We start from the raw sequence: 14,616 nt of genomic DNA on the forward strand, positions 1-14,616 counted from the left end.
ATGCCCTCCGGATCAGCCTTGTTCTGGCGTGTCGAACCATTTCAGCTTGTCGCGCAGACTCACCACCTCACCCACGATCAGCAGGGTCGGCGGCTTGATTTCAGTCTGCTCGACCAATGCTGGCATACTGGCCAGTGTACCGGTCAGCACCATCTGGCTGGACGTGGTGCCCTGCTGGATCAGCGCGATGGGCGTGGTTGGCGCCCGGCCATGCTGGATCAATTGCTCGCAGATCACCGGCAGCCCAACCAGCCCCATGTAGAACACCACCGTCTGGCCCGGCACCACCAGTTCCTGCCAGGGCAGATTGGTGCTGCCGTCCTTGAGGTGGCCGGTGACAAAGCGTACCGATTGGGCGTGGTCGCGGTGGGTCAGCGGTATACCGGCATAGGCGGAACAGCCGTTGGCTGCGGTGATACCCGGTACCACCTGAAAGGGAATGCCGTTGGCGGCCAGCTCCTCGATCTCCTCCCCGCCCCGACCGAAGATGAAGGGGTCGCCGCCTTTGAGGCGCAGTACCCGCTTGCCCTCCTTCGCCAGGCGCACCAGCAACTGATTGATCTGCTCCTGGGGTACCGCATGGTTGGCGCGGGCCTTGCCCACATAGATACGGTCCGCGTCACGCCGGCACAGATCGATGATGGTATCCGGCACCAGCCGATCATGCAGCACCACATCGGCCTGCTGCATCAGACGCAGTGCGCGGAAGGTCAGCAGATCCGGATCACCCGGGCCAGCGCCGACCAGATAGACCTCGCCTCGGTAGGATTGGCCCTTCTGCTCCTGCAGACGTGCGATCAACAACTGTTCGGCTTCGGCATCGCGACCGGCGAATACCCGCTCGGCGATATCGCCCTGGAAAGCGTCTTCCCAGAATACCCGGCGTTGGTTGATACCAGGAAAAGCGGCCTTGACCTTATCCCTGAAACGTTGGGCGAGCTGCGCCAGGCGGCCCCAGGTATGGGGAAACAGGGTTTCGATACGGGCGCGGGTCAGGCGTGCCAACACCGGCGCATGACCGCCACTGGAGATGGCGATCATCAAGGGGGAACGATCGACGATGGCAGGAAAGATGACAGTGCAATGCTCCGGTGCATCCACCGCATTGACCGGCAGGTTGCGCGCCTGGGCATCGCGGGAGACCTGGGCATTGAGCGTCTCATCGTCCGTGGCGGCGATCACCAGCTGCACACCATCCAGCTGTGCCGCTTGGTAACCCTGTAGCAGCCCTTCCCCTTCATGCTGCTCCAGCAGTTCGTGCAGCGGAGGGGTGATATCCGGCGCCACCACGCGCAGCCGGGCACCGGCGTCGGTCAACAGGCGCGCCTTGCGCAGGGCGATGTCACCACCGCCAACGACCAATACCAAGCGCCCACGCAGATTATGAAACAGTGGTAGAAAATCCATATTTACCCTCTCTCGATAGCGACACGCGAGACTCTCGTTGAATTACGGCCAGCGCCGTTCCTACACAAGCGCTTCCGCACTCAGCCGATGCGCTCGAGCCCGCCCATATAGCTGCGCAGCACCTCGGGTACGGTCACACTGCCATCGGCCTGCTGATAATTCTCCAGCACCGCTACCAGGGTGCGGCCCACCGCCAGGCCAGAGCCGTTGAGGGTATGAACCAGCTCCGGTTTACCGGTTTCCGGGTTGCGCCAGCGCGCCTGCATGCGCCGCGCCTGGAAATCGCCACAGCTGGAGCAGGAGGAGATTTCGCGGTACTTGTTCTGGCTGGGAATCCACACTTCCAGATCGTAGGTCTTCACCGCGCCGAAGCCCATGTCGCCAGTGCACAGGGCCAGGGCACGATACGGCAGGCCAAGGCGTTGCAGCACGTCTTCGGCGTGGCCGGTAAGTTCTTCCAGGGCCCGCTCGGAGTCGTCGGGGCGCACGATCTGCACCATCTCGACCTTGTCGAACTGGTGCTGGCGGATCATGCCGCGGGTATCACGGCCGGCGGAACCGGCTTCACTGCGAAAACACGGCGTGTGCGCAGTCATTTTCAGCGGCAGGCTGGTCGCATCGAGAATGCTCTGGCTGACGATATTGGTCAGCGAGACTTCCGCAGTGGGGATCAGATACAGGTCACGCTGGTCTTCGCCGCGCGGCACCTTGAACAGGTCTTCCTCGAACTTGGGCAACTGGCCGGTGCCCTGCAGCGCCTCGGCCTGCACCAGGTAAGGGGTGTAGACCTCTTCATAGCCGTGTTCGTTGATGTGCAGGTCGAGCATGAACTGGGCCAGCGCACGGTGCAGTCGGGCGATAGGCCCACGCATCAGTGCAAAGCGCGCACCGGACAGCTTGGCGGCAGTTTCGAAATCCAGGTAGCCATACAGCTCGCCGATGGCGACGTGGTCCTTGGCCTCGAAATCAAACTGGCGCGGGGTGCCCCACTGGCGCACTTCAACGTTGTCATCCTCGCTCAGGCCCACCGGCACACTGGCATCCGGCAGGTTGGGGATGGCAAGCATGATGGCATCGAGTTCTGCCTGAATGCCGTCCAGCTCCTGCTTGGCCGCATTCAGTTCATCGCCCATGCGGTCCACATCAGCCAGCAGCGGCTGGATATCCTCCCCACGCGCTTTGGCCTGACCGATGGATTTGGAGCGGCTGTTGCGCTCGGCCTGCAGGTTCTCGGTGCGGGTCTGAACGGCCTTGCGGCGGGTTTCCAGCGACTCGAGCAGACTGACGTCCAGCTCATAACCGCGGGTGGCAAGGCGTTCGGCGATCAGTTGGGGTTGGCTACGGACCAGTTTTGGATCAAGCATCGGGCATCATCTTATGGTTGCAGGTTACAGCCTGACGACTAGCGGGTCAGCATCAGGCCGGCCCAGGTGGCAATCAGACAAAGGCACACACTGAGCAGGACATATCCCAGAGCCAGCAGGCTCTGGCCTGTCTCCAACAGACGCCAGGCGTCCAGGGAGAAGGTGGAAAAAGTGGTAAAGGCACCCAGGAAACCGATCATCAGTCCCTGTTGCAGCAGCGGGGACAGCTCCGGGCGGTTCAGCCACGCGCCATATAATACACCTATCGCCAGGCATCCCAGCAGGTTGATAAGCAATGTACCCAATGGGAAGGCCCCTGGCCACAGGGTTGCGACACCCTGCCCCAGGCCAAAGCGAGCCATCGCGCCCAGCGCCCCACCCAGAGCGATCACCAGCAGGCTCTGTATCATGGTCGTCGGCGCTTGTTCGGGCTGGCGGCGTCCAGCGAGCGCAGATACTCCAGCTTCTGGCCGATCTTCAACTCCAGCCCACGGCTGACCGGCTGGTAGTAGCTGCGCGGCTCCAGTTCCTCGGGGAAGTAGTCTTCCCCGGCAGCGTAGGCTTCGGGCTCGTCATGGGCATAGCGATAGCCCTGGCTGTAGCCCAGCTCCTTCATCAACTTGGTTGGTGCGTTGCGCAGATGCAGCGGCGGCTCCAGCGACGACTGGCCGGCGACATCCTGCATGGCCTTCTTGTAGCCCATGTACACCGCATTGCTCTTCGGCGCACAGGCCAGGTAGACAATAGCCTGGGCAATGGCGAGTTCCCCTTCCGGGCTGCCGAGGCGCTCCTGGACATCCCAGGCATGCAAACACAGGGTAAGGGCCCGGGGATCGGCATTGCCGATATCCTCGCTGGCCATGCGCACCACGCGCCGGGCGATGTACAGCGGATCGCAGCCACCATCGATCATGCGGGCATACCAGTACAGGGAGGCGTCCGGATTGGAGCCGCGCACCGATTTGTGCAGCGCGGAAATCTGGTCATAGAAGGCTTCGCCGCCCTTGTCGAAACGCCGGCGGTTATCATTGAGCAGATCCCCCACCAGCTCGACATCGATAGTCCCGCCATCGGGCACCAGATCAGCCGCGATCTCCAGCAGGTTGAGCAGCCGGCGGGCGTCCCCATCGGCGGCGCCGATCAGGATGCTCCTGGCCTCGGCGCTGATCGACAACTGATGCTGCCCCAACCCGCGCTCTCCATCGCTGAGCGCGCGTGACAGCAAGGCATCCAGCGCTTCTTCGTCCAACGACTTGAGCACATAGACCCGGGCGCGGGACAGCAGTGCGTTGTTCAGCTCGAACGACGGATTCTCGGTGGTGGCTCCGATGAACAACAGGGTGCCGTCTTCGACATAGGGCAGAAAGGCGTCCTGCTGAGCCTTGTTGAACCGGTGTACTTCATCGACGAAGAGGATGGTCTGCCGGCCGTTCTGCGCCGCATGCTGGCGTGCTTGATCCACCGCCAGGCGGATATCCTTGACGCCGGCCAAGACCGCGGAAATGGTCACGAAATGCGCATCCGCCAGGGTAGCCAACAGCTTGGCCAACGTGGTCTTGCCCACCCCCGGCGGCCCCCAGAAGATCATGGAATGCAGCGCGCCCTGCTCCAGCGCCACGCGCAGCGGCCGTCCTGGGCCAAGCAGGTGCTGCTGGCCAGCATACTCATCCAGGCTGGCTGGCCGCATCCGCGCCGCCAACGGCTGATGTGGCGGCGTCCGGGCGGCAAACAGATCCATGTCACTCACTGATGACATCGACCCCGTCAGGTACTTCGAAGGTGAACTGCGCATCGTCCAGCGGCGCATTCAGCTCCACGTTGCGGAACAGGATATTGGTGCGCTGGCCAACCGGATCACTCATCTGCATATCATTGATCACGCCATCGCTGAAGGAAACCCGCAAGCTGTCGAACATGGAGTCCGCGTCCTTCGGCGTCAAGGTGAAATCCTGCACACTGCTGCCCTTGCTCCAGTCGATATCAAAGCTTTCCTGCAACTGGCTGACATCACCCGACAGCAGCAAGGCCGGTGTGTGGCTCAGGCGCTTGTCCACGGTCTGGATGGTGACCTGCTGCAAATCCGGGTCATACAACCAGATCCGCTCGCCATCGGAGACCAGCAACTGTTCCAGCGGCGGATCGGTATGCCAGCGGAACATCCCGGGGCGCTTGAGCGCCAGGGTGCCGGTGGTTTCCTGCAGGTTGGCGCCGTTGGAGCTGAGGGTCATCTGCGAGAAGCCGCCGGTCATGGTCTGGGCGCGGGACAGCAGCTCGTTCAGCCGCTCGGCCGCTTCGGCCTGGTCATCCGCTAGCGCCGCCAGAGGCAGCGCGGCAAGGCACACGGCGGTAATGGTGGAACGCAGTAAGGTGCTGATCATCTTGGTTTGGTTGCTCCGCTGAAACTAGTCGCGTACAGGAGGCGGCGCGATCACCTCGCGCGAGCCATTGGTATTCATTGGTGTTACGACACCCGCCATTTCCATGGATTCAATCATGCGCGCGGCTCGGTTGTAACCAATCTTGAGCTTGCGCTGCACCGCGGAAATGGACGCCCGGCGGCTCTCGGTGACGAAACGCACAGCCTCGTCGTACAGCGCATCTTCCTCTTCGCCGTCACCGCCCATGCTGCCGGCATCGAAGCTGCCGCCACCGCCATCGTCGGCGCCATCGAGAATATCCTGAATATAATCCGGCTCGCCACGCAGCTTCCATTCATCCACCAGCCGATGCACTTCGCCATCGGAGACGAAGGCGCCATGCACCCGCACCGGCAGACTTGTGCCTGGGGGCATATAGAGCATGTCACCGTGACCAAGCAGTTGCTCTGCCCCGCCCTGGTCCAGAATGGTCCGCGAGTCGATCTTGCTCGATACCTGGAACGCCATCCGCGTGGGGATGTTGGCCTTGATCAGGCCAGTGATCACATCCACCGACGGGCGCTGGGTCGCCAGGATCAGGTGGATACCCGCCGCTCGCGCCTTCTGGGCGATCCGGGCGATCAGCTCTTCCACTTTCTTGCCGACGATCATCATCATGTCGGCGAACTCGTCGATCACCACCACGATCACCGGCAGGGTTTGCAGCTCGGGCGGGATATCGTCCATGCTTTCCCGACGATACAGCGGATCAGTCAGCGGCTCCCCGGCCTTCTGCGCATCCTTGACCTTGCGGTTGTAACCCGCCAGGTTGCGCACGCCCAGGGCGGCCATCAGCTTGTAGCGACGCTCCATTTCCGCGACGCACCAACGCAGGGAATTGGCAGCCTCCTTCATGTCGGTTACCACCGGGCACAACAGATGCGGAATGCCTTCGTAGATCGACAATTCCAGCATCTTCGGGTCGATCATGATCAACCGTACCTCTTCGGGCGGCGACTTGAACAGGATGCTCAACAGCATGGCATTGACACCCACCGACTTACCCGAACCGGTGGTACCGGCCACCAGCAGGTGGGGCATCTTGGCCAGATCGGCGAGGATCGGCTTGCCGCCGATGTCGTGCCCCAGGGCGAGCGTCACGGGCGAACTCGCTTCGTCGAACTCGCGGGTCTGCAGCACTTCCGACAGCCTCACGATCTCGCGATCCTCGTTGGGAATCTCGATACCGACGGTGGTCTTGCCGGGGATGACTTCCACCACCCGCACACTGATCACCGCCAGCGACCGCGCCAGGTCCTTAGCCAGGTTGGAAATCTTGCTGACCTTGACGCCGGGCGCCGGCTGGATTTCGAACCGGGTGATAACCGGTCCAGGCTGGACTTTCTCCACCTCTGCCTCGACCCCGAAATCCTTCAGCTTGATCTCCAGCAGGCGCGACATGGCTTCCAGCGACTCGGGCGAAAAACCCTTGTTGATCTTGCTCGGTGGATCCAGCAGGCCGATTGGCGGCAGTGAACCGGGTACCACGGGTTCAAAGCCCAGCGGGGCCTGCTTTTCTTTCTGGGTCCGCACACTGGCGGGCGCCGGTTTGGTGTCCAGCGGTTCGATCTTCGGCGGTTGGCGTTTTTCCTGGGCGGCGACATGCCTGGTCAAGGCTTCATGACGCTGGGCGCGGGATGCTTCGGCCTGGCGTTTCTCTTCAGCCGATACTGACGGCTCCCGGCGCACGGACGGAGCCTTGTAGGCCGGCTCGTCCCGTTCGGCGGCTCGCCGTGCCAGCCAGCCGCTCCAGGCACGCTTGAGCAGATCCAGCAGATCCAGGGTAATCCGACCGATAAGATCCATCACCTTGAACCAGGACAGGTTGGTGAAAACCGTGATCCCGAACAGGAACAGAGTGAGGTACACCAGGGTGCTGCCCTGCATGTTCAGCACCGGAATGGCCATATCCTGCAGCAACTGGCCCAACACCCCACCGGCGCCGGCGCCTTCGGGGAAGCTGTCCGGCGCGGTCCCATGCAGGGCCGCCAGCGCGGTACCGGCCAGCAGCGTGAGCACAAAGCCGATCAGCCGCCAGGAGAACAGCCAGCCGTTCCAGACGAACGGCAGGTGCCGGCGGCGGAACATCTGCCACACCTTGACCGCTACGATGAGAGGGAACAGATAGGCCAGATAACCCAGCACGAACAGCAGCACATCTGCGATCCAGGCGCCCATGCTGCCGCCGGCGTTCTGCACGGCCACCGTGCCGCTGCTGCGCGTCCAGCCGGGATCACTGGCATCATAGGTGAACAACGCCATGCACAGATACAGGCACAGGGCGATCATGCCCAGCAGCGCACCTTCGCGCAGGCGCAAACTGAGCTGCTCTTGCCAGGCAAAGTGCTGGCCTTTGTGAGATCGGGTATCCTTCAACGCTCTGGCTTCCGTCATGATTCAGCCGCTTATTGTACAGGTTCTACAAAACTCAGTTGAGTTGACCTGCAAAGATGGGTTGCGTTCCGCCAGTTATGGGAACTATCTTGATAGAGGACAATAACTTAACGATGCTTTTTGATAAACCTTTCAACATTCCATTTATCTGAAATGCGAACCATACGGGATTTGCGATGACTGAACTGAGGTGGCTGGATCCGGATAGTCTGGACTTTCCACCCTCCAGCGAAGCGCTTGCCAGCCCCAACGGACTGCTGGCTGTCGGCGGTGACCTCGCCCCCGCCCGTCTGATAGCCGCCTATCGGCGGGGCATCTTTCCCTGGTACGAGGAAGGCCAGCCGCTGCTGTGGTGGTCACCCGACCCACGCACCGTACTGACACCCTCCACCCTGCATGTCTCGCGCAGCATGGCGAAATTCCTGCGCAAGACCGCCTTCCGGGTGACCTTCGACACGGACTTTTCGGCGGTCCTGCGCGCCTGCGCTGAACCGCGCGATTATACCGATGCCACCTGGATCACCGCCGATATGCGGCGCGCCTATGAGGAGCTGCATCGGCGCAACATTGCCCACTCGGTGGAGGTCTGGGATGGGACCGAGCTCGTCGGCGGACTCTATGGGCTCGCGCTGGGCAAGGTCTTCTTCGGCGAATCCATGTTCAGCCGCCGCAGCAACGCATCGAAAACCGGCTTTATCAGTCTGGTTCGCGAACTCGAGCGGTGTGGCTGCGAGCTGATCGACTGCCAGATGCCGACCGACCACCTGGAAAGTCTGGGCGCTACAACTATTTCCCGCGCGGCTTTCGTCCAGGCTCTCGACAGGCTGTGCAATGAGCAGATCCCCAGCTGCTGGCGGAACATGCCGGCTCGGGCGCAGGATTGAAGCCCTCCATGCAGCTTCTATACTCAGATCTCCTGGCAGACAGATTCCAGAGCGATTCCCATGACTGATCTGGCGCACCTGAAGTTCTACGCGACCCAGCCGCACCCCTGCAGCTACCTCACCGAGGAGCAGGCGGTGACGCTGTTTCTTGACCCGCAGCAGCCGATCGAGACGGATACCTACAGTCAATTGTCGGAACTGGGTTTTCGTCGCAGTGGCGAACACCTGTATCGCCCGCACTGCGCGCAGTGCCGGGCCTGTGTTCCAGCACGCATCCCGTCCGCGGACTTCGTGCCGAACAGGCAACAGGCGCGCATCCACAAGCGCAACCGCGACCTGCAGGTAACCAGCCGGCGTCCGGCCATGAATGAAGAAATCTACCAGCTGTATTCCCGCTATATCATCGCCCGCCACAGCGACGGCGACATGTATCCGCCGAGCCGTGAGCAGTTTCAGTCTTTTCTCGTCAGCGAGGATGCATTCTGCGAATTCAACGAGTTCCGCCTGGATGGCCGCCTGCTCGCGGTTGCAGTCACCGACCGGCTGAACAATGGGTTATCGGCGGTATACACCTTCTTCGATCCGGACGAGTCATCCCGCAGCCTGGGCCGCTATGCGATCCTCTGGCAAATCGAGCAGGCACGCCTGGCCGGTCTGCCAGCAGTCTATCTCGGCTACTGGATCAGAAACTGCCGCAAGATGAGCTACAAGACCGAATATCGGCCGCTGGAAATGTTGATCAATCAGCGCTGGATCAGGGTCAATTGATCAGGTTCAAGTAAAAGTACCGGCAAAACTTGGCTGTTGTTGCCTTTTGAGGCACAATTGCTCACCTTTTTTGCGGGCTCTCATACCGACAGCCCGCCTAATGCAACAGATTGAGAGGCCTTTGCTTAATGGCGAAAGAAGACAGTATTGAAATGGAAGGCACCATCGTGGACACCCTGCCCAACACCATGTTCCGGGTTGAGCTGGAAAACGGCCACGTCGTGACTGCCCACATTTCAGGCAAGATGCGCAAAAACTACATTCGCATCCTGACCGGTGACAAGGTGCGCGTTGAACTGACACCCTACGACCTGACCAAGGGTCGCATCACCTACCGCGCTCGCTGAGTTCGGCGGTAGCGTATCCGCAACGCCCCGACACTTCAGTCAGGGGCGATGATTTACCCCCGCTGGCTTTTCTCACATCCCCATAAACAAAAAACCGCGTGCAAACCTGCTGTCTGCACACGGCGAAGGGTGGTTGGCGGTCGTATCAGCGTGCCATGTATTTACCCAGCTCGATCTTGCCGATTGATGCGCGATGCACCTCATCCGGGCCATCGGCCAGACGCAAGGTACGCTGCATGGCATACATGTGGGCGAGCGGTGTGTCCTCCGACACCCCTGCCCCGCCATGCATCTGGATGGCACGGTCGATGACGCGCAACGCCACATTCGGAGCTACCACCTTGATCTGCGCAATCTCGCTCTTGGCGATCTTGTTACCTACGGTATCCATCATATAGGCCGCATTCAACGTCAGCAGGCGCGCCTGGTTAATCTCGATCCGCGATTCCGCGATCAGGTCGATATTGCCACCCAGCAGGGCCAGACGGCGTCCGAAGGCCTCACGCTCCACCGAGCGGCGGCACATCAGCTCCAGAGCACGCTCGGCTGCGCCGATCGAACGCATGCAGTGGTGGATGCGGCCTGGCCCGAGGCGACCCTGAGCAATCTCGAAGCCGCGACCCTCACCCAGCAGCACGTTGCTGTAGGGCACCCGGACGTTATCCAGAATAACCTCCGCATGACCATGGGGCGCGTCGTCATAGCCGAATACCGGGAGCGGACGCAGAACCTTTACGCCGGGCGCGTCCATCGGCACCAGAATCATGGAGTGCTGCTGGTGGCGCGGCGCATCGGGGTTGGTCAGACCCATGAAGATCATCACCTTGCAGCGTGGATCACAGGCACCGGAAGTCCACCATTTGCGGCCATTGATCACCCACTCATCGCCTTCGCGACGGGCATTGGCCTGCATATTGGTCGCGTCGGATGAAGCCACCCCTGGCTCAGTCATGCCGAAGCAGGAGCGGATCTCGCCGGCCAGCAACGGTTCCAGCCATTGTTTCTTGTGCTCTTCACTGCCATAGCGCACCAGCACTTCCATATTGCCGGTATCCGGCGCGCTGCAGTTGAAGGCTTCGGAGGCCAGGCCAGAGCGGCCCATCAATTCGGCCAGCGGCGCGTACTCCAGATTGGTCAAGCCAGCACCCAGCTCCGATTCAGGCAGGAACAGGTTCCACAGGCCGGCGGCACGGGCTTTTTCCTTCAGTTCCTCGACAATGGCGGTGGGCTGCCAGCGATCGCCTTCGGCAACCTGCCGGTGGAAAATTGCTTCTGCGGGAAAGACATGCTCCTGCATGAAAGCATCGACCTGCTCACGCAGCTGTTGAACCTTGGGGGAGTATCCGAAATTCATAATTCACGCACCTTTTCCGTTTTGTTGTACATATGTATCTGGGTCACAAAAAAGGTAGATGAGTCACGCAAATTTATCTAACCTATTTTCCGCGTGTATAAAGATTCATAAGTTATATATACTCAGCCCGTCTGTATCTATAAGAGCCTATAAACAAGCCATATGAAGGATCCAGCGATGAACCTCAGTAAAGTGGACCTGAACCTGTTCATTGTGTTTGATGCCATCTACACCGAAGCGAACCTGACCCGAGCCGGCCAGATCGTCGGCATCACCCAGCCAGCGGTGAGCAATGCGCTGGCCCGACTGCGTGACACCTTCAACGATCCGCTGTTCGTGCGCACCGCTCAGGGCATGGTGCCGACGCCGATGGCGCAGAACATCATCACTCCGGTGCGCCACGCGCTGCAGTTGCTGCGCGTTTCCGTACAGGAAAGCCGCAGCTTCAACCCCGACCAAGCCAACAAGACCTACCGCATCAGCATGACCGACCTCACCGAGGCGGTGATCCTGCCGCACCTGGCGGCGCGCATCCGGCGCCTGGCACCGAATATCAATATCGACAGCTTCCTTACCCGGCGCCGGGAAACCACCAAGGAACTGGCCGCCGGACGTCTGGACTTTGCCATCGACGCGCCGTTGAACACCGATACCCAGGTGCGCCATGTAAAGCTGTTCGAAGATCGCTACGTCTGCATCATGCGCAAGGGCCACCCGCTGGCGGGGAAAGACAAGATCAGCCTGGACGACTATCTGGCGCAGTCGCACATCCATATCTCCAGCCGCCGCAACGGGCTGGGCCATGTGGACCTGGCTTTGGGCAAGATGGGGATCCAGCGCCGCGTCGTGCTGCGCTCGCAGCATTACCAGATGGCGCCGCTGGTGCTGGAATCGACCGACATGGTGATGACCGTCAACGAGCGCTTCGCCCTTCGTCATAACCTGCACTGGGCGGAGCTGCCAATCGAGGACATTCCGCCGATCCAGACGCACCTGTTCTGGCATGAAAGTACCGATCAGGACCCGGCCAACCGCTGGATGCGCGAACAGATTATCGAGCTGTCGCAACAGCTCGAGCGCAAGATGAACAAGGAACGGGAAGCACAGCTGCAAGCCGGCGCCTGATCCGCTTCACTCCAGCGTCGGCTCTTCTCCGGGAGCCGGCGCGAACTGGCCTTCCCAGATTTCCCGATACTTCTCCAATAGCCGGCGCGGCTCGCCCTGACCGGCCATTCGATGCATGCCCTGAGCCAGCGCTGCGCGCAGCGCCGGCGAATTGCAGGCCGAGTTATGCGACACCGTGAAGTACAGTGCCTCGTTGATCAGCGAACCTTCAATAACGTCCAGCTGATCGAGGATGTTCATCTGCGCCGCCAGGGCCAACCCCTGATGCCGTTCGTAGATGACATAATCAACCCGCTCGCGCGCCAGCAATTCGAAGGATTGCTGGATGGAAGGAACCATGTTGATTTCGAGATGATCGGCAGCGTAGGTATCGAAAGCGGCGCCGAAGCTGTTACTGACCAGCGAGCTGCCGCGCTTGCCGCGCAGATCGTCCCAGCCACTGTAGGGAAATGCCTTGCCACGCTTGACGAAGATCACGCTCGGCACATCCATGTAGGCGGGATGTACATAGTCCATCTCGGCGAGGCGACTGGGCGTGAGAAAGGCGCCGGCAAGCATATCAACCCTACCGCTGCGCACTTCCTCCTGGGCGCGGGACCAGGGCCCCACATGCAGTGCATCGACGTGGATACCGCTGCCGTCCAGCACCTTCTCCAGTAGCTCTACCGCCGCGCCGGTCAACCGCTTGGGATCATCCGGGTCCACCCACAGCACCGGTGGGTACTGAGCGTTGCCGGTGACCACGATGCGCTCACAGGTGCCGTTTGCCGCCAGAGTCTGGCCGCTGATGCCCAGCAGGGCGAATGTCAGCGCCACCGCTGACCACAGCTTGCCATTGCATGCCGTATGCTCCCTCATCCTGCGCTCTCCCGTCATCATCACAGACCGCAGTATAGCGACAGATCAGGCGGCCGATTCAACCGCACCGCTATGAAAGCGAAATTCCGCATCATCCTCGATGATCGCCTGGGCCTCGATCGCAGCAAAGAAGGCAATACGCTCGTCTATCGGCTCATCGGCGTAATCGCGGGCCAGCTTGAGATAGTCCTGGTAGTGACGCGCCTCGGATTTGAGCAGGGAGCGATAGAAGTCGCCCAGCTCGGCGTCCAGGTGCGGCGCCAGTTTGGCAAAACGCTCGCAGGAACGTGCCTCGATGAATGCGCCAACAATCAGCGTATCCACCAACCGCCCCGGCTCCACGGTACGCACATGCTCGCGCAGCCGCTGAGCGTAGTGGCTGGCGGATAATCCGCGATAGGCCACGCCACGCTTGCTCATCAGCGCAATGACCTGTTCAAAATGCCGCAGCTCCTCCCTTGCCAGGCGCGACATCTTCTGCAGCAGCTCCGGTTTGTCGATATAGCGGAACATCAGGTTCAGCGCCGTCGAGGCGGCCTTCTTCTCGCAGTTGGCATGGTCGATCAGCAATTCTTCGGGGTGTGCCAGCGCCTGGCGCACCCAGGCATCCGGGGTGGCGCGCCAGAGAAAGGCGAGCAATTCGTCGGGGAGTGTCATGTCTTCACGCAGTCAGTGGATCAACCGGCGATTATACGGCTACGGCGGCACCCTGTCAGACCCACGGCATTGATCCGAGTCAACAGCAGGACGGGAAAAAACGTCTACATTGTCAGTAAGGGAATCCGAAGGCTCCCAACAGCGACATGCCCCGTTGAAAAGGAAGAACCCATGCAAGCCATCAAACGAATACTGGTGGTCATCGACCCCACCCGGGAAGACAACGTAGCGCTGGTACGATCCAGGCTGATTGCCGCTTTCATCGGTGCCGAGCTGCATCTGCTGGCATGCGAGAACCGCCACGACCACAAACCGCTGCTGGCGGAGCTGTGCGCCGGGCTGGAAGCCGCCGGCGTCACGGCCAGTTATACCCAGACGTGGCACGCCAACCTGACCGAGACCATAGTACATACCCTGAGAGCCGAGGGCTGCGGGCTGGTAATCAAGCAGCACCTGCCGGATAACCCCTTGAAAAAAGCCCTGCTGACCCCGGATGACTGGAAGCTGCTGCGTTATTGCCCTGCACCGGTATTGCTGGTCAAGGACAGCGCCTCCTGGATGCATGGCAACGTTCTGGCCGCGGTCGACCTGGGCAACCATGACGACCAGCATCATGTGTTGCATGACACCATCGTCAGCCACGCGGCGGATATCGCCGACATGATCAATGGCCAGATGCATCTGATCAGCGCCCACCCGGCGCCCATGCTGTCGGCAGCCAACCCGGTCTACCAGCTGCGCGAGAACATCGTCAGGATCTATACCGACAAGGCCGCGCGTTACCGTGATCAGTACAATATCCCCGAGTCCAACCTGCATATCGACGAGGGGCCGGCCGATACGCTGATACCCAAGGTGGCGCAGCAGATCGGGGCCAGCGTGACCGTTATCGGCACCGTCGCCCGCACCGGCATCTCCGGTGCGCTGATCGGCAATACCGCGGAAGTGGTGCTGGATCAGTTGGGCGGAGATGTGCTGGTACTCAAACCTGATGACATGGTCGCCCATCTGGAACAACTACTGGAAAAGTGAGCCAATGAT

At 61.0% G+C, this 14,616-nt stretch carries 14 protein-coding genes; 5 read left to right on the top strand and 9 right to left on the bottom strand.

From position 1 onward, the window contains the following. Positions 1-12: 12 nt before the first annotated feature. The 6 genes from cysG to BM267_RS00140 form a co-directional block, all read right to left on the bottom strand. A complete protein-coding gene (gene cysG / locus BM267_RS00115; RefSeq protein ID WP_074778623.1) occupies positions 13-1,407 on the bottom strand; it encodes a siroheme synthase CysG in 1,395 nt (464 codons plus the stop codon). An 80-nt stretch (positions 1,408-1,487) separates the two neighbouring features. Further along, a complete protein-coding gene (serS, locus tag BM267_RS00120) occupies positions 1,488-2,771 on the bottom strand; it encodes a serine--tRNA ligase (RefSeq protein ID WP_074778621.1) in 1,284 nt (427 codons plus the stop codon). Between the two features lie 38 nt (positions 2,772-2,809). Then, positions 2,810-3,181, bottom strand: a complete 372-nt coding sequence (gene crcB / locus BM267_RS00125; protein WP_074778619.1) for a fluoride efflux transporter CrcB — start codon at positions 3,179-3,181, stop codon at positions 2,810-2,812. Beyond that, positions 3,178-4,509, bottom strand: coding sequence for a replication-associated recombination protein A (locus BM267_RS00130; RefSeq protein ID WP_074778617.1), 1,332 nt, complete (start codon positions 4,507-4,509; stop codon positions 3,178-3,180). Before BM267_RS00130 ends, crcB begins: the two co-directional genes overlap by 4 nt. Before the next feature lies 1 nt (position 4,510). After that, complete coding sequence (gene lolA, locus BM267_RS00135; RefSeq protein ID WP_074778615.1) at positions 4,511-5,149, bottom strand: outer membrane lipoprotein periplasmic chaperone LolA; 639 nt, start codon at positions 5,147-5,149, stop codon at positions 4,511-4,513. Positions 5,150-5,173: 24 nt separating this feature from the next. Continuing rightward, complete coding sequence (locus BM267_RS00140; protein ID WP_074778613.1) at positions 5,174-7,582, bottom strand: DNA translocase FtsK; 2,409 nt, start codon at positions 7,580-7,582, stop codon at positions 5,174-5,176. A 176-nt stretch (positions 7,583-7,758) separates the two neighbouring features. On the opposite strand from BM267_RS00140, the gene aat reads away from it, so the two are divergent. The 3 genes from aat (at position 7,759) to infA (ending at position 9,581) form a co-directional block, all read left to right on the top strand. Next, positions 7,759-8,466 (top strand): leucyl/phenylalanyl-tRNA--protein transferase, encoded by a 708-nt coding sequence (aat, locus tag BM267_RS00145; protein WP_074778611.1) that lies wholly within the window; start codon positions 7,759-7,761, stop codon positions 8,464-8,466. 60 nt (positions 8,467-8,526) lie between these two features. Then, positions 8,527-9,234 (top strand): arginyltransferase, encoded by a 708-nt coding sequence (locus tag BM267_RS00150; RefSeq protein WP_074778609.1) that lies wholly within the window; start codon positions 8,527-8,529, stop codon positions 9,232-9,234. 128 nt (positions 9,235-9,362) lie between these two features. Continuing rightward, positions 9,363-9,581: a translation initiation factor IF-1 gene (gene infA, locus BM267_RS00155; protein WP_036989719.1), complete on the top strand. Its 219-nt coding sequence runs from the start codon at positions 9,363-9,365 to the stop codon at positions 9,579-9,581. 145 nt (positions 9,582-9,726) lie between these two features. On the opposite strand, the gene BM267_RS00160 is transcribed toward infA, so the two are convergent. Next, positions 9,727-10,935 carry an acyl-CoA dehydrogenase gene (locus tag BM267_RS00160; RefSeq protein ID WP_074778607.1) on the bottom strand — a complete coding sequence of 403 codons (1,209 nt, stop codon included), beginning with the start codon at positions 10,933-10,935 and terminating at the stop codon, positions 9,727-9,729. A 177-nt stretch (positions 10,936-11,112) separates the two neighbouring features. Here BM267_RS00160 and BM267_RS00165 point away from each other — a divergent pair, with 177 nt between their 5' ends. Beyond that, the gene (locus BM267_RS00165; protein ID WP_074778605.1) at positions 11,113-12,060 is read left to right on the top strand and encodes a LysR family transcriptional regulator; all 948 of its coding nucleotides are present in this window, start codon (positions 11,113-11,115) and stop codon (positions 12,058-12,060) included. A 6-nt stretch (positions 12,061-12,066) separates the two neighbouring features. On the opposite strand, the gene BM267_RS00170 is transcribed toward BM267_RS00165, so the two are convergent. Then, positions 12,067-12,918, bottom strand: coding sequence for a substrate-binding periplasmic protein (locus BM267_RS00170; protein ID WP_074778603.1), 852 nt, complete (start codon positions 12,916-12,918; stop codon positions 12,067-12,069). 45 nt (positions 12,919-12,963) lie between these two features. Then, positions 12,964-13,575 (bottom strand): MiaE family protein, encoded by a 612-nt coding sequence (locus tag BM267_RS00175; protein ID WP_074778601.1) that lies wholly within the window; start codon positions 13,573-13,575, stop codon positions 12,964-12,966. A gap of 171 nt (positions 13,576-13,746) precedes the next feature. Here BM267_RS00175 and BM267_RS00180 point away from each other — a divergent pair, with 171 nt between their 5' ends. Further along, complete coding sequence (locus tag BM267_RS00180) at positions 13,747-14,607, top strand: universal stress protein (protein WP_074778599.1); 861 nt, start codon at positions 13,747-13,749, stop codon at positions 14,605-14,607. Positions 14,608-14,616: the final 9 nt, after the last annotated feature.

Origin of the sequence: Halopseudomonas bauzanensis (assembly GCF_900114735.1) — a bacterium.
Lineage (GTDB): Bacteria > Pseudomonadota > Gammaproteobacteria > Pseudomonadales > Pseudomonadaceae > Halopseudomonas > Halopseudomonas bauzanensis.